The following is a 19,932-nucleotide window of genomic DNA, read 5'->3' as shown; positions in this document are numbered from 1 at the left end:
AGTGCTTTTGAAAGAAGGGGAATACATGGAGGATATCAATCTTTATACTTTGCTATTTTTAGTACTTGCCGGTTTTATTGCCGCATTCATCGATTCCGTTGTGGGCGGGGGCGGATTGATTTCCATTCCGGCATTATTGTTCACGGGGATTTCGCCTTCAGCGGCACTTGCCACTAACAAGCTGGCGGGTACAATGGGATCTTTAACGAGTACGATTTCATTCATTCGGGCTGGAAAAGTGGATTTCAAATTCGTCATCAAGCTGTTTCCGATTACTGTGATTGGAGCGGCGTTAGGAGCATACGTTGTACATTTCGTTTCCGCAGAGATACTGAAGCCCCTCATTTTGATTTTGCTGGTCATTGTCGCGATTTATACGTTGGTAAAAAAGGATTGGGGTAAAGATGCAAAGTATAAAGGGCTGAAAAGGAAGAAAATGATTCTTTTGATACTCATAATATTTGCGATTGGTTTTTATGATGGTTTTCTTGGACCAGGCACAGGGTCCTTTTTATTATTTTCATTTTTGATCATCGGGTTTGATTTTGTCCAGGCTGCCGGAAATGCAAGAATATTGAATTTCGGAAGCAATATTGCCGCACTTATCATTTTCTTATCCATGGGGACCGTCAATTTTGCCTATGGAATTCCGATGGGTCTGGCAATGGTCGCAGGAGCATTGGTCGGAACGAACTTCGCAATTAAGAAAGGTGCTTCATATGTACGGATATTATTCATTTGCGTCACGATTTTATTGATTGGAAAAAATGTCTTGAATTATTTTCATGTGTTTGGATGAGATAAAAGATGGCCGGAGATACAAGTTGTATTTTCGGCCATTTTTACATTCATTTTGTGAAATTCAAGTCCCATTGAACGCCAAACTGATCCTTGACCTTGCTTGATTTTTCATGTAATCCTCCTGTTGCGTATCATGACTATCAATTCGGCAGGGAGATTTTATCCTCTTTATCAAAACAAACTTCGCAGATGAAGCTTCCTTCATTTTTTAAATATGCCTTTATTTCAGTCATCCCTTTACGCTTTGGATAACGCATTTTCACAAGAACGACTTCGTCCCCCTTAATTTCTTTACCACATTTAACACACTTGGGATCTTCCCCAAACATCTAAACACCTCCAAGCAATGTAAAGTTATTGATCTACCCAAACTATCACATAGGTATCTAACATTTTCAAATTCAAATTAGGATTAGTTTTGTACTCTTTGTTAATCTGGCTGAATAGAAAAAGCCTGCCGCTTATGTGACAGGCTTTTCTCATTATTTTCTTCTACTTTTTCATAACGGAAGGGGGGATTTCATTCCGCAATGCTTTAACAGGATTTCGACAATCCGCTGTGAAGCGAATCCATCTCCATATGGGTTGGAAGCTGTCGCCATTTTTTTATAGGTTTCTTCATTTGTAAGTAGGTCTGAGGCTAATTGATAAATTCGTTCTTCCTCAATCCCTGCCAATAAGAGAGTGCCAGCGTCGATTCCTTCCGGACGTTCCGTCGTATCGCGCAGCACGAGAACGGGAACGCCTAGTGATGGGGCTTCTTCCTGCACGCCTCCGGAATCTGTCAATATTAGATGGGCGTGCGCCGCAAAATTATGAAAATCAAGCACCTCAAGCGGCTCTATTAAGTGAAGTCTTTCCGTTTCACCAAAAATCCGGTAAGCAATTTCACGGACTACTGGATTTTTATGAAGCGGGTAAACGACTTGGATATCTGTGTGATCTTCAAGCAGCCGTTTGACGGAACGGAATATTTCTTCCATTGGTTTTCCGATATTTTCTCGTCTGTGCGCTGTCATCAATAACATACGATCTCCATTCAAGCCAGATAGAATCGGATGTTCATAGTCTTTTCGTACTGTTGTTTTCAAAGCATCGATAGCCGTATTTCCAGTAATATGGATACAATCACTCTTTTTATTTTCCAAAATCAGATTCTCTGCCGCCTGATTAGTTGGGGCAAAGTGCAAATCAGCCAAGACGCCCGTCAGCTGCCTATTCATTTCTTCAGGATATGGAGAATACTTATTACCAGTCCGGAGACCAGCTTCAACGTGGCCAATCTGTATCTTATTATAGAAAGCTGCCAAGCTTGCGATGAAAGTTGTCGTTGTATCCCCATGTACGAGGACGATATCCGGTTTTATATCTTTCATGAGCGAACTCAATTTTTCAAGCCCTCGAGTCGTAATCTCTTCTAATGTTTGTCTATCCTTCATCATATCCAAATCGTGATCTGGCTTTATTTGAAAACATTGCAAGACTTGGTCGAGCATTTCCCTATGCTGGGCAGTGACCACCACGATGGTTTCTATTTCTTCTTGATGCTTTTTCAGTTCCAAAACGACTGGTGCCATTTTGATAGCCTCTGGTCTTGTACCAAATACGGTCATGACCTTTATACGTTGATTAGGCATGCTCATTTCCTCCTCTTCTGAATGTCTCCCCCATTATAACGGGAAGTTCATGGGAAATTTAAAAATGAAACAATTATTAACAGAATTTTTACAATATTAATGAGGACTTTATAATTCTTTAACCTTCAGTTAATATCTGGCATTTACAATATAAAGCAGGAAGCATAGCTCAGCAGAATAGAGGTGATAGGCGAATATGAAAAGCGTCCTGATGATCGTACAAAACTTTTATCCGGAAATCGGAAGTGCGGGAAATAGAATGAAAAATATATATCTCCATTTGAAAAGAAACGGATTTGAGGTAACGGTCATCACATTGAAGCCGAGTTATCCTAATCAAAGTTTATATCAAGATACAAAGTTTTGGGATGAAGATAGCATTGAAGAAGATGTCATCAGGATTAAACCGGACAAAGTGAAGAGGTATACAAGCAATATGGGGAAGCGGTTGCTTCATTATCTTGAAGCAATGTGGCTTTTCATTTATACAATTATCCGTCTCGAAAAAAAATATGATTATGTGTTCGCCACGACCCCGCCGATCTTCCCGACATTTGCGGCATTGATCGCCAAGAAGAAGATGAAGGCGAAACTCATTACCGATGTCAGGGATTTATGGCCGGAATCGTTGATAGGAGTTGGGGTATTCACTAATAAGTGGGTTTTGAAAATCGCCTTCTTCCTGGAAAGGAAGCTATATCGGCATTCGGATTTTATTATCATCAATAGTCCTGGTTTCAGGGATTATATCGTTGCAAAGGGAGTCCAGGAAGAGGCCATCCAATTCATCCCTAATTCGCTTACTGCGGATGAGCTGACGTTAAAGAATTTGCTTACACCCGTATCGGAAAACGTAATCAAGGTCGTTTATGCGGGAAATATCGGACTGGCTCAGGACTTGAAAAAACTGATAGCCGTGGCTGAAAAGCTAAGGGAACATAAACAAATCGAGTTCTCGATGATTGGATATGGATATCGGATATCCGAAGTGGAGAAGGAGATAAGCTCTAGAGGGCTGACTAATATTAAGATGATTAATGCGATGAATCGAAGAGTGACCCTTCATGAAGTTTCAACATCCCATATTGCCTATGTGAGCTTGGTTGAAAAAGAAGTATTCAATAAAGTTTTGCCTGGTAAAATCATCGATTATATGTGTGTCGGAAAACCGATTGTCGGTGATGTGGACGGCAGGGCCAAGAAGATGCTCAGAGAGGCGAAATGCGGGTTGGTGGCAGAGAGCAGGAATGTTGATGAAATCTGTCAACATATCTTGACCATGGCCTCAGATCCAGCCCTTCGTGAAGAACTGGGGGAAAATGGTCATCGGTATGCTAAACAACATTTTCAATGGTCTAAAAATATTAAAGGTCTCATCAATGTGATGGAAGCGTCAGGCTGAAAAATCCGGAAGTGGAGGACAACATGGCGAAGAAAGTATGTATGTTCGTGTGGAATCACTTTACAAACGATGCGAGGGTTCTAAGAGAGTGCACAGCACTTACTGAAGCTGGTTATGAAGTCGATTTAATTGCCATTCATAACTGGAAAATCGAGGGCTTGCCCAAAAAGGAGAAACACCAAAATGGTTTCTCCGTCACTAGGGTGAATAACCGCTGGGAAGGGCTTCATAGGGTTCTCAGGATCGTAGGCAAATTGAAGAAAAAGAAGTTTGAAATCGTTCTATTGGCCTTATTGGTCTGGAATACGTTGTGGAACTTGAACTTGATCAACGGCTGGCTGGGATCGGGAATACTGTTCGGTTCCCTTGCACTCCTTGCGATGTGCACCATGATCATCACTAAAACGAAGCTGCCGACCCTATTAACAAGGAGCTATATTTTTGGTCAAATGATCTATCATGGCAGGAAAAGGAAATATGACTTTTATCATTCGAATGACTTGAATACGCTCATGCAGGGAGCGATCAGCAGTAAATGGTTGAGAAGAAAAAAGCTGATTTATGACTCGCATGAGGTGCAAACGAGCAGAACGGGATATAATAGCCGAATTTACGGGCTGATGGAGAAATTCCTATTAATGTTCGTCGATGAAATGATTGCCGAAAACCATACGAGAGCTAAGTATAACGAAGACTTATATGGTCTGTATCCCAAGGTGGTCCATAACTACCCGATACCAACCAATCCTGAGGAAAGTACGGCCGTGAATTTGCATGAGCTGCTCGATTTGCCAGAGGATGAACCGATATTGTTATACCAAGGCGGCGTGCAAATGGGAAGAGGATTGGAGCAATTGGTTGATGCTGTACCGATGATCGAAGGCGGGACGGTAGTTTTTATCGGGGATGGAAGAATCAAGGACGAATTAATGAAAAAAGTTAGAGACATGAATCTGGAGCATCGTGTGAAGTTCCTGCCGAAGGTTCCGGTCGACGAGCTGCTCCACTATACAAAAAATGCGTATTTAGGTTTTCAGATATTGAATAATGTCTGCTTTAATCACTACTCCGCATCCTCAAATAAATTGTTTGAATACATGATGAGCGGTGTGCCTGTGGTTGCCTGCAGCTTTCCTGAAATTCAAAAGGTTGTCGATACAGAAAAAATCGGTGTGTGTGTCGATTCACATGATCCAAAATCAATTGCCGAAGGCGTCAATTACTTATTGAAACATCCTGAAAAAAGGGCGGAAATGAGCAATAACTGCCTGGAGGCGCGACAAAAGTACAATTGGAAACAAGAGAAGGAAATCTTTATCGAAATCTATCAAACAGCCTAACGAATGTGAGTGTAGCAGAAAAATAGATAGGAGTGGTTTATATGAAACTTTGTACAATCGGACTTGGTTATATAGGACTTCCAACTTCTTTAATGTTTGCGAAACACGGTGTCGATGTTGTCGGCGTGGATATCCATCCTGAGATTATTTCCAATTTGAATAGCGGCAGGCTCCATATCGAAGAACCAGGTTTGGGAGAGGTATTGCAAGAAGTGCTTATTTCCAATAAGTTCAGAGCTGCGTTAAGCCCGGAACATGCGGATGTTTTCATTATCGCGGTGCCTACACCAAATAAAAAGGACATACATCAATCTTGTGATTTAACTCATGTCATGGATGCAACCTCCAACATTCTTCCTTTTATCAAAAAAGGGAATGTCATCATTATCGAATCGACGATAGCGCCGAGAAGCATGGATGATCATATTAAACCGCTGATCGAGAGGACGGGCCTTACCATCGGAAAAGACATTTTCCTCGTTCATTGTCCGGAACGTGTTTTACCTGGAAGGATTCTTGAAGAGTTGGTCCATAATAACCGTATCGTCGGAGGCATCACGGAAACATGCTCATATAAAGGAAGTCTTGTTTATAAAACCTTCGTTCAAGGGGAAATCATTCAGACGGATGCGAAAACGGCTGAAATGTCCAAACTGATGGAAAACACCTTCAGGGATGTCAATATCGCCCTTGCGAATGAGCTGACGAAAATCTGTTTCGAGCTTGACATCAATGTTTTGGATGTCATATCGATGGCAAACAAACACCCTCGTGTGAATATACACCAACCTGGGCCTGGCGTTGGCGGCCATTGTTTGGCGGTCGATCCATATTTCATCGTTGCAAAGGCACCAGAGTATGCGAGAATCATTAAATTGGCCCGTGATACCAACGTATCGATGCCTTATTATATCGTTAATTCCGTAAGGATGATGCTAGAGGGGATCCGGAATCCAAAAGTAGCTGTTTTCGGTCTTGCATACAAAGGAAATGTAGATGATATTCGAGAAAGTCCCGCCATTGATGTCGTCAATATCTTGATGGGGATGGACAACATGGATGTAGCCTTGCATGACCCGCATGTCCAATCCGGAAAGATGCCAGTCGTATCTGTCGAAGACGCTGTAAATGATGCCGACTTGATACTTGTCCTGACTGACCATGATGAATTTAAACGGATGGACTATGATAAGCTATCGGATCTCATGAGCAATAAATTGATTTTGGATACACGCAATTGCATTGATGCAACTAAAACAGAAGTCCCGGTGGCCAACCTGGGCAATATATATGAATACAAAACGATGTCCATGAAAAAAGCCAGGAATAAAGCGATCATCTAAAAACTTGGACAAACATCGTTAATGGAATAAGGATAAAGGAGGCGCTGTCTATGACAGTGCCCTTTTTCCAATGAAGAAAAGGACCAAGCAAGAGCTTGATCCTTTCAGACAAATTGTAGAAACATTCCTTTCCGCCGAGACTGTCTGTGTCTGCCAAGCGTCTCACAAGCGGGCATCTGGGGGGATGGGGAAGCCAGTTATTCGACTGCAAGCGCCGTTTTTCGCCCTGCCCAGCATTATATACGACCGCAGACGCCATTTTTCGCCCTATTTTGCTTAATAAAGAAACCATGAAGGAAAACATATTCTTGGTTCGGGAAGAGATACTTTCTTGTCGACAAACTGAAAGGACCAAGCCAAGAGCTTGATCCTTTTGTGTGAAATTTATTAAGCTGTCGGTCCGCCAAGTTCTTCGATTTCACTTGGAACGCTTTTGAATTTCTTGAAGTTTGCACGGAATTGAGCGGCAAGGTCTGTTGCTGCTTCTTTATAGGCTGCAGGATCTGCCCAAGTCTTGATTGGTTGAAGCACTTCATCAGGAACACCAGGAACATGAAGCGGGATATCCAAACCGAAGATATCATCTTTGATCGTTTCGATGTTCGCTAATTCACCTTCAAGTGCAGCTTGTACCATTGCACGGGTGTAAGCCAGTTTCATACGGCTTCCAGTTCCATATGCACCGCCAGTCCATCCAGTGTTGACAAGGTATACCTTTGCATTGTGCTCGTCGATTTTATCACCAAGCATCTCGGCATAGCGTGTAGCTGGAAGCGGTAAGAATGGTGAACCGAAGCAAGTGGAGAATGTAGCTTCCGGTGAAGTTACGCCTCTTTCAGTACCAGCCAATTTACTAGTGTATCCGCTTAGGAAGTGGAACATTGCCTGTTCTTTGGAAAGCTTGCTGATTGGAGGCAAAACGCCTGAAGCATCAGCTGTCAAGAAAATGATTGTATTTGGATGTCCTGCAATACTTGGGTTCACGATGTTATCGATCGCTTGCATTTGGTAAGCAGCACGAGTGTTTTCAGTCAATGAACTGTCATCATAGTTCGCTTCGCGTGTATCCGGATCAACAACAACATTTTCCAGTACGGCACCGAAACGGATCGCATCGAAAATTTGTGGTTCTTTTTCACGTGAAAGGTTGATTGTTTTCGCATAGCAGCCGCCTTCGATGTTGAATACGCCGTTAGAAGACCAGCCGTGCTCGTCATCGCCAATCAGTTTACGGCTCGTGTCTGCAGACAAAGTCGTTTTGCCTGTACCGGACAGACCGAAGAATAAAGCGACGTCCCCTTCACGTCCTACGTTTGCAGAGCAATGCATTGGAAGTATTCCAGCCTCTGGAAGTAAGTAGTTCATGATCGAGAAGATCGATTTTTTCATTTCTCCTGCATATTCCGTTCCGCCGATCAGGATGGTACGGCGTTCAAATGAAACGATGATGAAAGTTTCGGATGTAGTTCCGTCAACTTCCGGGTCTGCTTTGAAGTTAGGTGCAGAAAGGATTGTGAATTCAGCTTCGTGACCTCTCAATTCCTCTTCGTTTGGACGGATGAACAAAGTATGGGCGAAAAGGTTATGCCAAGCATATTCATTAACAACACGGATCGGAAGACGTGATGATTCATCTGCACCAGCGAAACCTTTAAAAACAAAAATCTCTTCTTTTGCTTTTAGGTAGTCAACTACTTTATTATATAGTTTATTGAATACATCTTCGGAAATTGGCTGGTTCACTGGACCCCAATCGATTTTATCTTTAACTGATGCTTCTTCAACGATATATTTATCTTTAGGTGAACGACCTGTATATTTGCCAGTTTCAGCTTTTACCGCACCGGTGGATGTTAGAACGCCTTCATTTCTGCTTAATACTTTTTCGACCAATTGAGGAACTGAAAGTTGAGTTTGCACATTGTTTCCTGTTAATAATTGGTGTAACTCATTAGAAACGTCTACAGAATTCATATATGAGGTACCTTCCTTTGTTTAAGTTTTTAGATTACAATTAGTATAACACATTCATTTAATTAGTCTATACTATTTCTTTTAATTTGTGATTATTTTCAGTTAGTTGCATTAATCATTTTAATCCGGCAGGAACCGATTCAGGATTACCGCATAAACTTTCATGAAGATAATTTTATTTTAATAGGAAGTAAGTAAGCAATATATGGCTAAAGGGAAAGTCAGGATGTCGTTCCTTTTCGGATGCTCATTACTTTATTATTAATGGCAATTTACAACATTTCTATTCGTATTTTGCATTGTAAGCCCTTCTAGGACGCTGCATCAACATGTTTTTTCAAATGAACGCCATTCTGGATGGATATCATCTTTTTAGAAAAGCATTGACAAGTTCCAGCCAGATACGATAATATCTTAAATTGTACGGATTCTCTTATCCCGAGTTGGTGGAGGGACAGGCCCTTTGAAACCCAGCAACCTGCCATATTGAACTTGACTCCAAGATCGATCGCCGAAAATAAAGCGAAGGTCTTCAAGGAATAGTGGTGATGGTGCTAACCTGAGCAAGGTAAAAAACCCTTGAACGATAAGAGTGAAAGGATAGAAGACAGAATGTTAAACCTTTCCTCATTTGCCAGGGAAGGTTTTTGTGTTTTTTAATAAGTAATTCTGTGTCTATAGTTGAAACTAATGAGGGAAACGAGTTCCGTAAAATTCAGGCTTTTGCCTGCAACATACTAACTTCCAAGGAGGAAATACGATGTCAAAGAAACGTCTATTTACTTCTGAATCTGTTACAGAGGGCCATCCGGACAAAATTTGTGATCAGATTTCAGATTCCATTTTAGATGCTATCCTAGCTAAGGATGCAAATGCACGTGTTGCGTGTGAAACTAGCGTAACTACAGGTCTTGTACTTGTTGCCGGTGAAATTACAACCTCCGCTTACGTAGATATTCCGCGTATCGTTCGTGATACGATTAAAGGAATTGGCTACACACGTGCGAAATACGGTTTCGATGCTGAAACTTGTGCAGTGTTGAGTTCCATTGATGAGCAGTCTGCCGATATCGCAGCTGGTGTCGATAAAGCATTGGAAGCTCGTGAAGGAAACATGTCAGAGGAAGAAATCGATGCAATCGGTGCAGGGGACCAAGGTCTTATGTTCGGATTTGCTTGTAATGAAACAGAAGAGCTTATGCCGCTTCCGATTTCATTGGCGCATAAACTTTCATTCCGCTTGGCTCAAGTCCGTAAAGATGAAACTCTTGCTTACCTGCGCCCTGATGGTAAAACACAGGTAACTGTGGAATATGATGAAAATAACGTTCCTGTTCGTGTAGATACGATCGTTATCTCTACACAGCATGATGCAGAAATTACGCTTGAACAAATTCAAGCCGATCTAAAAGAACACGTGATCGAGGCAGTCGTTCCAGCTGAATTGATCGATGCCGATACTAAGTACTTCATCAACCCGACTGGCCGTTTCGTAATTGGCGGACCTCAAGGGGATGCTGGTCTTACTGGACGTAAAATCATCGTTGATACTTACGGCGGATACGCTCGCCACGGCGGCGGTGCATTCTCTGGTAAGGATGCTACTAAAGTTGACCGTTCTGCTGCATACGCTGCTCGTTATGTTGCGAAAAACATCGTGGCAGCCGGACTTGCCGACAAAGCGGAAGTTCAATTGGCCTACGCAATTGGTGTTGCAGAGCCAGTATCTATCTCAATTGATACGTTCGGAACTGGTACAGTTAGCGAAGAAGTCCTTGTTGACCTAGTTCGCGCTAACTTCGACCTTCGTCCAGCAGGTATCATCAAAATGCTTGACCTTCGTCGCCCGATCTACAAACAAACAGCTGCCTACGGACACTTTGGCCGTACAGATGTCGATCTTCCATGGGAACGCACGGACAAAGCAGAAACATTAAAAGCACAAGCGTAATCCATATAAAAAAAGGTGTCCCGCAATTAGCGGGGCACCTTTTTTATGGATTAATTTTGCCGTCAGCGGGAATAATTCAAGAAATCCCAAAAAAATTCAACTTACGTGCAATACGCGTGAGTCAGGGGCGTTTACAAGTTTGTTTGGGTCAACTACTCGTGAGTTAGAGCGTTTTACTCGTGAGTTAGAGCAGTTTACTCGTGAATTAGAGCAGTTTACTCGTAAGTAGCGTTTTACTCGTGAGTTAGTAGAATTTACTCGTAAGTTTGAGCGTTTTACTCGTGAATTAAAGCAGTTTACTCGTGAGTAAGAGCAGTTTACTCGTGAATTAGAGCAGTTTACTCGTGAATTAGAGCAGTTTACTCGTGAGTTAGAGCGTTTTACTCGTGAGTTAGAGCAGTTTACTCGTGAGTAGAGCAGTTTACTCGTAAGTTAGAGCGTTTTACTCGTAAGTTAGAGCAGTTTACTCGTAAGTTAGAGCAGTTTACTCGTGAGTAAGAGCAGTTTACTCGTGAGTTAGTAGCAGTTTACTCGTGAATTAGAGCAGTTTACTCGTGAGTTAGTAGCAGTTTACTCGTGAGTAAGAGCGTTTTACTCGTGAGTAAGAGCAGTTTACTCGTGAATTAGAGCGTTTTACTCGTGAATTAAAGCAGTTTACTCGTGAGTTAGAGCGTTTTACTCGTGAGTTAGAGCAGTTTACTCGTGAGTTAGTAGAATTTACTCGTGAATTAGAGCAGTTTACTCGTAAGTAGCGTTTTACTCGTGAGTTAGTAGAATTTACTCGTAAGTTTGAGCGTTTTACTCGTGAATTAAAGCAGTTTACTCGTGGAGTAAGAGCAGTTTACTCGTGAATTAGAGCAGTTTACTCGTGAATTAGAGCAGTTTACTCGTGAGTTAGAGCGTTTTACTCGTGAGTTAGAGCAGTTTACTCGTGAGTAGAGCAGTTTACTCGTAAGTTAGAGCGTTTTACTCGTAAGTTAGAGCAGTTTACTCGTAAGTTAGAGCAGTTTACTCGTGAGTTAGAGCAGTTTACTCGTGAGTTAGTAGCAGTTTACTCGTGAATTAGAGCAGTTTACTCGTGAGTTAGTAGCAGTTTACTCGTGAGTAAGAGCGTTTTACTCGTGAGTAAGAGCAGTTTACTCGTGAATTAGAGCGTTTTACTCGTGAATTAAAGCAGTTTACTCGTGAGTTAGAGCGTTTTACTCGTGAGTTAGAGCAGTTTACTCGTGAGTTAGTAGAATTTACTCGTGAATTAGAGCAGTTTACTCGTAAGTAGCGTTTTACTCGTGAGTTAGTAGAATTTACTCGTAAGTTTGAGCGTTTTACTCGTGAATTAAAGCAGTTTACTCGTGAGTAAGAGCAGTTTACTCGTGAATTAGAGCAGTTTACTCGTGAGTTAGAGCGTTTTACTCGTGAGTTAGAGCAGTTTACTCGTGAGTAGAGCAGTTTACTCGTAAGTTAGAGCGTTTTACTCGTAAGTTAGAGCAGTTTACTCGTAAGTTAGAGCAGTTTACTCGTGAGTTAGAGCAGTTTACTCGTGAGTTAGTAGCAGTTTACTCGTGAATTAGAGCGGTTTACTCGTGAGTTAGTAGCAGTTTACTCGTGAGTTAGTAGCAGTTTACTCGTGAGTAAGAGCAGTTTACTCGTGAGTAGAGCAGTTTACTCATGAGTTAGTAGCATTTACTTGTGAGTCTGTAACGTTTACTGGTGAGTTTCAGTATAATACTCGTAACTTTCAGTCAATTGGTGGTGAGTTACTTTATTCGTTCCGCCGTTTTATAGTATTGTCCTTTTTCGGCGTATTCACGTACAATGCGTTCCATATCCTGGCGGTCTTCTTCGTTGATTTCGCGAATGACTTTAGCTGGACGTCCGAATGCCAGCATGTTCGGTGGAATGACTTTACCTTGGGGAACGAGACTGCCGGCACCGATGAAGGCCCCTTCGCCGATTTCGGCTTCATCTAGCACGATCGATCCCATGCCGATCAAAGCTCCTTTGCGGATTTTACAGCTATGTAAAATGACCTGATGGCCAATGGTCACTTCATCCTCGATGACCAATGGATTATTTGGGCTTTGGTGCAGGACACTGTTATCCTGTATACTGACTTTTTTCCCGATGATGGTTGGGGATACATCACCGCGAATGACGGAATTGAACCAAATGGATGTTTCGTCGCCGATTTTGACATCACCTGTCACGACAGCATTCTCAGCGATATAAGCGCTTTCAGCGATTTCAGGTTCTTTGCCTTTATACGGATAAATAATCAATTTCAATCATTTCCTTTCCGAAGTGAATGTTTTTATGTATTATTTTAATATACCGTATGCAAATACACTTGGCTATTTATAATAGCAATGTACAACTTGTTAGATTTCTTTTTTGTCGAAAATCACGAATATGGTTATAATTTATATATATTATTTTGACTATCATGAATCGTACACAACAAGTGAAAAGCGAAAGGGGGATTTCGAATGTGGAAATGGGAGACAGAAGGAGACGCAAAAGGAGTCATTGTCATCATTCATGGGGCAATGGAACATCACGGACGTTATAAGTGGGTAACACAAATGTGGCTTTCAGCTGGATACCATGTCGTCATGGGCGACCTTCCTGGGCAGGGTATGACAACTCGCGCCTACCGGGGACATATCGATTCCTTTGATGAGTATTTGGACGAAGTGAAAAGCTGGATAGAAGAGGCTTACGAATATTCGTTGCCGGTCTTTTTGCTTGGACACAGCATGGGTGGTTTGATTTCGATACGCCTTCTTCAGGAAGAGGAATGGGACATTGCAGGGGTGATTCTTTCTTCTCCATGCTTGGGCCTCGTAACGAAGCCGCGGAAGTTCCTTACAACCATCTCGCATGGTTTGAACATCGTGATGCCTCAGTTCAGGGTAGATTCCGGATTGACACCTGAAATGGCAACGAGAAGTGCGGAAATCCGTGAATCCGATAGAAACGATACATTATATATCACGAAGGTTTCAATCCGCTGGTATCGCGAGCTTGCACAGGCCATGAAGGATGCTTTTGAAGAGATCCCTGAATTTCAGGATGTGCCGCTTTTGGTCATGCAGGGCGGAGATGACCGAATCGTGAATAAGAAGGCGGTTCGTGAGTGGTTTAATTATAACTTGGCCAGTGAAAAGCAATATAAGGAATGGCCGAAGCTTTATCATGAAATCTTCAATGAACCAGAGCGGGATGATGTATTTCAATATGCGCTGAGTTTTGTTGAAAACCGTTTAAAGATATTAGGGTATGTCGTTTGATCAGTACATACTTTCACGATAAATGAAAAAACTGCCGAATGTAAATCTCGGCAGCTTTTTTTTATTTGGTTCAGCCTGCGTTTTTAAGCATTTCATTCGATTTGATGACCGGTGCCCAGAAAGTAACCGGATACATAAATTGTTTTAAATGTGTAAGTTCTTTTTTATTGGATAATGCGGTCGATAGAAGATAAATGGATTTGAAGGTCAAGTCATTGGCGAATAGGTCCAAAAGAGTCGCTTTCATATTCATGATCGCTTCATGGTTTTGGGTGGAAATCATTAAATCGAGCTGTGGCAGGAACTTATCAAAATGATGATCGAATTGTTTGAGGTCCTCCATGTTTTTTTGTTTTTCTGTCAACGAGTTAAGCGAGCTGACAAAATCCCCGTATTGCTCATTTGAATCCCTTTTGATTTTTTCAGTCAATATATCCGTCAGTAATGAAGTAGGCAAATGTTCCATTCTCTGCACCCTCTTATCTATTTTCTATCATTATAATCATTATAGACGAAAAATTCAAAAAGTTATGATTGGTAATTCTGCTGCCTGCGAGTTGGGATTGAAAAAACACCGTTCGTGGCGAACGGTGTCAAAAGTCATCATCTTTTTTCAATCGCGACAATGAATGGCGGATTATTTGCTTGGTTGATGAACCCGTATTTCAGGATATGGGCTTTCTGTTGAGGGAAGTTCTCTACGTAATCCATCAATGCATCCCGTTCTTCCGATCCCCCCGGATGACCATGGTAAATGACGAGGATGATGATGCCTTCAGGCGCCATCAGTCCGAACAGCTGTTCAATGGCTGATATTGTCGTATCGGCTTGGGTAATGATTGATTTGTCTCCGCCAGGAAGGTAGCCTAGGTTGAAAATGGCACCTGTGATCTTTCCGGAATGTTCATTCTTGATGTATTTGCTTAAATGTTCATGCCCATCGTGAATGAGGGTGCAGCGCTCTTGTAAATTCTCGGCGTCCAGTTTCGCCGCTGTGGTTTGGATCGCTTCTTTCTGAATATCGAAACTATAGACATGTCCATTTACACCTGTAAGCCCTGCAAGAAAGGCCGTATCAAAACCGTTGCCCATCGTCCCATCCATGGTTATATCCCCGGGGCGGACCGCTTTTTCCAGCAGAATCCTGGCGAATGGCAAAATTCGATCAAGCTTCATGATTGTACCTCCGTGTGATGATTCTTCCCTGCCAGCTGTTGCGGCGTTTCAATTCGGCGTCAATGGCATTCAAGACATCCCATTTATTGACGCTCCACATTGGACCGATCATCAAACCGATCGGACCGTCACCCGTAATGCGATGGACGATCATTTCTGGAGGGATTATTTCGAGCTGGTCACATACCAGGCTGACATAATCGTCACGGTCAAGAAATTCGAGCAGGCCTTTTTCATATTGTTTGACCATCGGTGTCCCTTTTAATAGATGAAGTAAATGGATCTTTATCCCCTGCACATCGAGTTTGGCGACTTCACGGGCTGTTTCCATCATCATGCCGTAATCTTCCTGAGGTAGGCCATTGATGATATGGGAACATACGCGGATGCCGTGTTTACGCAGTTTATCGACGCCTTCTTTGTAGCAATCGAAGTCGTGGGCACGGTTGATCATCGTTGCGGTCTTTTCATGAACGGTCTGGAGACCAAGCTCCACCCAAAGGTAGGTGCGTTCGTTCAATTCAGCTAAATACTCGACTACATCATCCGGAAGGCAATCCGGGCGTGTCGCGATCGAGAGTCCGACGACACCTTCCTGGGTCAATACACTTTCGTATTTCTCGCGAAGCTCTGCCACGGGTGCATGCGTATTCGTGAACGCTTGGAAATAGGCCATATATTTTCCATCTTTCCATTTATGATGCATCCGTTCGCTGATCTTCTTGAACTGTACGTCGAGGGGTTCAACCCTGTTGCCAGCAAAGTCACCAGAGCCTGAGGCACTGCAGAAGGTACAGCCGCCATGTGCGACGGTGCCATCACGGTTCGGACAGTCAAAACCGCCATCCAGGGCAACTTTAAAGACCTTATGTCCAAAATGTTCCCTCAGGTGGTAATTCCATGTATGATATCGTTTGTTATCCGTTGCATATATAAATGGGTTTGCTTGATTCAAATCAGCAACCTCCTAAATAAAATAAAGAGCAACATATATTATACAACATTCTCGCAGCTAGGTCTTTTTTCGAAAAATAAGCGTATACTGTATACTTGAAGGCTAAACATTTTGCTGCTATTTCCAGTATATCTTTGAATGACTATATCCAATCGGGAGCTGATGGACATGACCGGTCAAGTTGAAGAAGCGATTAATCAAATGAAAAAGAAATTAGCCGAAAATAATCAGGTGATCGAAGTAAATGAAGATGGGTTCATATACAAAGCCACTTGCACCTTCAATTCACCTGCTTCGGATGAACAAATTCATTCCTTTGAAAAGAAAACCGGACTGCTTCTGCCCGAGGATTATAAGGAGTTTTTAAAAATAACAAATGGATGCCGTCTGTTCGATAATGTGGAATCGGGTGGGGAAAATGATTTATACAGTCTGGATGATATTATTAATTACACATATGAAAATTCCTACGAGGGATGCTATAAAGTGGCCTGCATTTATCAAGATAATATCGTCATCGATGGGGAAGCAGTCGCTAAAGGCGATAAGGAGTATTTAATGGTAAAAGGCCATATCGATGATTTTGAAGAAGGCGAGAAACTCCATATGGGCTTTGCTGAATGGATCGAGCAGTTCATTTCCCATCAAGGTGAGAAGTTTTGGGATAAAGGTTGAATGCTCAAAAAAAATGATAATCCAACCGTTATTTGCTCAAACTAGACAAGATGATTCCGAATCATCCAAATGAGACGCGAAGGAGAGGGTTTGAAATGGCAACCAGACAATCCGTCGATCATTTTTTAGAGCAATGTGAAGGGGCTCTCCATTTTGCAGAGTATGAATTTAACGAGGCCTCACGGCAGGAGCATTATGATGATGAACAATTTCAAAATTCGCAAAAGTATATCGAAGAGGCTTTGACGGATATGGAGCGATTGTATGCCAGTTCGAATGACCAGCAACGGGAAATGCTTTCGCGGATGAAGCAGCAGTTGAATCAATTGAGGAATGAAATGATCTTACTGCGACATTAAATGGAAGCAAGGGAGCTATGAATGAATAGCTCCCTTTTTTGCACAATTTTTCTTTAAATCGCATATATAATGAAAAACCTGTCGATAATGTTTATGTACGGCTATTGCAATTGTCGGTGAAATTGACTAGAATAAAATAAAATGCAATATTCTCATAAAGACTGTGATGAGGAATAGTAGCGGTTTAAACCAGTAAAGAGAGTTGACGGGTGGTGCAAGTCAACCTGGGATGGTCGTGAACTCGCCTTGGAGTCCCGGGTGTGAAGGTGAAAAGTAATGCCTGGCGTTTTAATCCATGTTACGGATGTTTTAAGCTGGGCGGATTTTAGCTATCGCCAATGTGGGTGGTACCGCGGGAAGATATACATAATCCTCTCGTCCCTATTTTGGGATGAGGGGTTTTTTATTGTTTTTTTATACGGAAATTAGGAGGAAATGATATGAGTTTTGATCATAGAAGCATAGAAACGAAATGGCAAAAGTATTGGGAAGGCAATAAGACATTCAAAACGGGTGAAGAAAGCGGCAAACGCAAATTCTATGCGCTGGATATGTTCCCGTATCCTTCAGGGGCCGGTCTTCATGTAGGGCACCCGGAAGGTTATACGGCAAGCGATATCCTGGCACGGATGAAACGGGCGCAGGGATATAATGTATTGCACCCGATCGGCTGGGACGCTTTTGGACTTCCAGCAGAGCAATATGCGATCGATACGGGAAATGATCCAGCTGAATTCACGGAGCACAACATCAACACGTTCCGCCGCCAAATCAAAGCCCTTGGTTTTTCTTATGACTGGGATCGCGAAATAAACACGACAGATCCCGACTATTACAAATGGACGCAATGGATCTTCTTGAAATTATATGAAAAGGGCCTTGCATATATTGATGAAGTGGCCGTTAACTGGTGTCCGGCACTTGGTACGGTATTGGCTAACGAAGAAGTCATCGATGGGAAAAGTGAGCGTGGGGGCCATCCGGTGGAGCGCCGTCCGATGAAACAGTGGATGCTTCGTATCACGGCGTATGCAGACCGTTTAATCGACGATCTGAATGATGTGGATTGGCCGGAAAACATCAAGGATATGCAGCGTAACTGGATTGGCCGTTCCGAGGGAGCGGAGGTTACATTCAATATCGATGGCTTTGATGAAACATTCACGGTGTTCACGACTCGTCCGGATACGTTATTCGGTGCAACATATGCCGTATTGGCACCTGAACATCAGTTTGTCGATAAAATTACATCGGCTGATCAAAGGGGCGCAGTTGAGGCCTATTTAGATGAAGTGAAACATAAAAGCGACTTGGAAAGAACAGACTTGGCAAAGGATAAATCAGGCGTGTTCACGGGGGCTTATGCCATTAACCCGGTAAACGGCGAAAAAATGCCGATCTGGATTGCCGATTACGTGTTGATCAGCTACGGAACAGGAGCAATCATGGCCGTTCCTGCCCATGATGAGCGTGATTATGAGTTTGCAGTCAAGTTCGACTTGCCGATCAAGGAAGTCGTAGCTGGCGGAGACGTGACAAGTGAAGCATATACAGGCGATGGACTTCATGTGAATTCGGAATTCCTTGATGGATTGAATAAAGAAGAAGCCATTTCGACCATGATCAAATGGCTGGAAGAAAAAGAAATCGGAACGAAGAAAATAACATACCGCCTTCGCGATTGGTTATTCAGCCGTCAGCGTTACTGGGGTGAACCGATTCCAATCATCCATTGGGAAGACGGCACGATGTCTCCAGTGAAGGAAGAAGATCTTCCGTTGATTTTACCAAAAACTACGGACATCAAGCCTTCAGGTACAGGCGAATCACCACTTGCGAACATATCGGAATGGGTGAATGTTACGGATGAAAACGGACGAAAAGGGCGCCGTGAGACAAACACGATGCCACAGTGGGCAGGCAGCAGCTGGTACTTCCTACGTTATATCGATCCTGACAACAAGGAAGCACTAGCAGATCCTGAAAAATTAAAAGAATGGATGCCGGTCGACATTTATATCGGCGGCGCCGAGCATGCGGTGCTTCACTTGCTTTACGCTCGTTTCTGGCATAAATTCCTGTATGATATTGGTGTCGTGCCAACGAAGGAACCATTCCAAAACCTATTCAACCAAGGAATGATCCTTGGCGAGAATAATGAAAAAATGAGTAAATCCAAAGGGAATGTCGTGAACCCGGATGATATCGTTGAAAGCCATGGTGCCGATACACTTCGCATGTATGAAATGTTCATGGGACCATTGGATGCTTCGATTGCCTGGTCCACAAACGGATTGGACGGTTCTCGCAGATTCCTTGACCGTATCTGGCGTTTATTGGTCAACGATGACGGTACGATCACAGATAAGATGACAAAAACGGATGACACGGGCAAGCTCGAAAAAGTCTATCATCAAACGGTTAAAAAAGTGACCGAGAACTATGAGGAATTGAAATTCAATACGGCGATTTCACAATTGATGGTATTCATTAATGATGCTTATAAAGCGGATTCGCTTCCTAAAGTATATATCGAAGGCTTCGTAAAGCTGCTTGCACCAGTTGCACCGCACATCGCCGAGGAAATTTGGTCTAAACTGGGTCATTCCGAAAGCATCACGTACGGAACATGGCCGGCTTTCGACGAAGCGAAGTTAGTGGATAACGAAGTCGAAATCGTCATCCAAATCAACGGAAAAGTCAAAGCGAAATTAATGGTGCCGACTGACACTACGAAAGAAAAACTGGAAGAAATCGCGATGGGTGATGATTCCATCAAAGAACAAATCGATGGGAAAACCATTCGTAAAGTGATTGCCGTACCAGGCAAATTAGTCAATATCGTCGCCAACTAAATAATAATGATTGGAAGCTGTCCCGCATACTTTTACTGCGGGGCAGCTTTTTTTCGCAGTCATTGACCGGCCATAGGAAATAGGTCATGTTAGGATTTTTACCGATTTGAATCTATCGAATATTGGCAACGACTATCGTCATGGGATGACCATCGCAACTCAAATATCTTGCTTAAT

At 42.6% G+C, this 19,932-nt stretch carries 16 protein-coding genes, 1 riboswitch and 1 other annotated feature; of the genes, 9 read left to right on the top strand and 7 right to left on the bottom strand.

Features of this window, described 5'->3' with window-relative positions; genetic code table 11:
- Window positions 1-25 precede the first annotated feature (25 nt).
- Window positions 26-799: a sulfite exporter TauE/SafE family protein gene (locus JNUCC41_RS05970; RefSeq protein ID WP_192206815.1), complete on the top strand. Its 774-nt coding sequence runs from the start codon at window positions 26-28 to the stop codon at window positions 797-799.
- A gap of 142 nt (window positions 800-941) precedes the next feature.
- On the opposite strand, the gene JNUCC41_RS05965 is transcribed toward JNUCC41_RS05970, so the two are convergent.
- Window positions 942-1,130, bottom strand: coding sequence for a Fe3+ hydroxamate ABC transporter substrate-binding protein (locus tag JNUCC41_RS05965; protein WP_141994705.1), 189 nt, complete (start codon window positions 1,128-1,130; stop codon window positions 942-944).
- Between the two features lie 171 nt (window positions 1,131-1,301).
- A complete protein-coding gene (wecB, locus tag JNUCC41_RS05960; protein WP_228467551.1) occupies window positions 1,302-2,438 on the bottom strand; it encodes a non-hydrolyzing UDP-N-acetylglucosamine 2-epimerase in 1,137 nt (378 codons plus the stop codon).
- Window positions 2,439-2,634: 196 nt separating this feature from the next.
- On the opposite strand from wecB, the gene JNUCC41_RS05955 reads away from it, so the two are divergent.
- From JNUCC41_RS05955 to JNUCC41_RS05945, 3 genes are read left to right on the top strand one after another with little or no spacing between them, the layout of a single operon-like run.
- Window positions 2,635-3,840, top strand: a complete 1,206-nt coding sequence (locus JNUCC41_RS05955) for a glycosyltransferase family 4 protein (RefSeq protein ID WP_342614716.1) — start codon at window positions 2,635-2,637, stop codon at window positions 3,838-3,840.
- A gap of 23 nt (window positions 3,841-3,863) precedes the next feature.
- Complete coding sequence (locus JNUCC41_RS05950) at window positions 3,864-5,180, top strand: glycosyltransferase (protein ID WP_192206813.1); 1,317 nt, start codon at window positions 3,864-3,866, stop codon at window positions 5,178-5,180.
- Window positions 5,181-5,221: 41 nt separating this feature from the next.
- On the top strand, window positions 5,222-6,523 hold the full coding sequence (locus tag JNUCC41_RS05945; RefSeq protein ID WP_192206812.1) for a nucleotide sugar dehydrogenase: 1,302 nt from the start codon (window positions 5,222-5,224) through the stop codon (window positions 6,521-6,523).
- Window positions 6,524-6,910: 387 nt separating this feature from the next.
- Here the strand turns inward: JNUCC41_RS05945 and pckA are convergent, their stop codons facing one another.
- On the bottom strand, window positions 6,911-8,497 hold the full coding sequence (pckA, locus tag JNUCC41_RS05940) for a phosphoenolpyruvate carboxykinase (ATP) (RefSeq protein ID WP_192206811.1): 1,587 nt from the start codon (window positions 8,495-8,497) through the stop codon (window positions 6,911-6,913).
- Between the two features lie 430 nt (window positions 8,498-8,927).
- Window positions 8,928-9,090: riboswitch (SAM riboswitch) on the top strand.
- A gap of 167 nt (window positions 9,091-9,257) precedes the next feature.
- Here pckA and metK point away from each other — a divergent pair.
- Window positions 9,258-10,448 (top strand): methionine adenosyltransferase, encoded by a 1,191-nt coding sequence (gene metK, locus JNUCC41_RS05935; protein ID WP_192206810.1) that lies wholly within the window; start codon window positions 9,258-9,260, stop codon window positions 10,446-10,448.
- A gap of 1,754 nt (window positions 10,449-12,202) precedes the next feature.
- Here metK and JNUCC41_RS05930 read toward each other — a convergent pair.
- Window positions 12,203-12,721, bottom strand: coding sequence for a gamma carbonic anhydrase (locus tag JNUCC41_RS05930; protein ID WP_192208059.1), 519 nt, complete (start codon window positions 12,719-12,721; stop codon window positions 12,203-12,205).
- Window positions 12,722-12,931: 210 nt separating this feature from the next.
- Between JNUCC41_RS05930 and JNUCC41_RS05925 the strand changes: the two genes are divergently transcribed.
- The gene (locus JNUCC41_RS05925) at window positions 12,932-13,735 is read left to right on the top strand and encodes an alpha/beta hydrolase (RefSeq protein ID WP_192206809.1); all 804 of its coding nucleotides are present in this window, start codon (window positions 12,932-12,934) and stop codon (window positions 13,733-13,735) included.
- 70 nt (window positions 13,736-13,805) lie between these two features.
- Here JNUCC41_RS05925 and JNUCC41_RS05920 read toward each other — a convergent pair whose 3' ends face one another.
- The 3 genes from JNUCC41_RS05920 to JNUCC41_RS05910 all read right to left on the bottom strand — a co-directional run bounded on the left by JNUCC41_RS05920 (window position 13,806) and on the right by JNUCC41_RS05910 (window position 15,866).
- Complete coding sequence (locus JNUCC41_RS05920) at window positions 13,806-14,201, bottom strand: hypothetical protein (protein WP_192206808.1); 396 nt, start codon at window positions 14,199-14,201, stop codon at window positions 13,806-13,808.
- 137 nt (window positions 14,202-14,338) lie between these two features.
- Window positions 14,339-14,911, bottom strand: coding sequence for a tRNA 5-(aminomethyl)-2-thiouridylate-methyltransferase MnmM (locus tag JNUCC41_RS05915; protein ID WP_192206807.1), 573 nt, complete (start codon window positions 14,909-14,911; stop codon window positions 14,339-14,341).
- Window positions 14,901-15,866, bottom strand: coding sequence for a tRNA modification radical SAM protein MnmL/YtqA (locus JNUCC41_RS05910; protein WP_192206806.1), 966 nt, complete (start codon window positions 15,864-15,866; stop codon window positions 14,901-14,903). The genes JNUCC41_RS05915 and JNUCC41_RS05910 overlap by 11 nt, the downstream gene beginning before the upstream one ends.
- 168 nt (window positions 15,867-16,034) lie before the next feature.
- Here JNUCC41_RS05910 and JNUCC41_RS05905 point away from each other — a divergent pair, with 168 nt between their 5' ends.
- The 3 genes from JNUCC41_RS05905 to leuS all read left to right on the top strand — a co-directional run bounded on the left by JNUCC41_RS05905 (window position 16,035) and on the right by leuS (window position 19,755).
- The gene (locus JNUCC41_RS05905; RefSeq protein WP_063234889.1) at window positions 16,035-16,541 is read left to right on the top strand and encodes an SMI1/KNR4 family protein; all 507 of its coding nucleotides are present in this window, start codon (window positions 16,035-16,037) and stop codon (window positions 16,539-16,541) included.
- Between the two features lie 95 nt (window positions 16,542-16,636).
- Window positions 16,637-16,900, top strand: coding sequence for a DUF2524 family protein (locus tag JNUCC41_RS05900; protein ID WP_192206805.1), 264 nt, complete (start codon window positions 16,637-16,639; stop codon window positions 16,898-16,900).
- Window positions 16,901-17,054: 154 nt separating this feature from the next.
- Window positions 17,055-17,286: a binding site (T-box leader), on the top strand.
- A gap of 54 nt (window positions 17,287-17,340) precedes the next feature.
- The gene (gene leuS / locus JNUCC41_RS05895) at window positions 17,341-19,755 is read left to right on the top strand and encodes a leucine--tRNA ligase (RefSeq protein WP_192206804.1); all 2,415 of its coding nucleotides are present in this window, start codon (window positions 17,341-17,343) and stop codon (window positions 19,753-19,755) included.
- Window positions 19,756-19,932: the final 177 nt, after the last annotated feature.

The organism is Brevibacillus sp. JNUCC-41 (assembly GCF_014844095.1).
In the GTDB taxonomy this organism is placed as follows: Bacteria; Bacillota; Bacilli; order Bacillales; family DSM-1321; genus Peribacillus; species Peribacillus aracenensis.
Note: the sequence above shows the minus strand (reverse complement) of the source record. Positions and strands in the feature narration are given on the sequence as shown.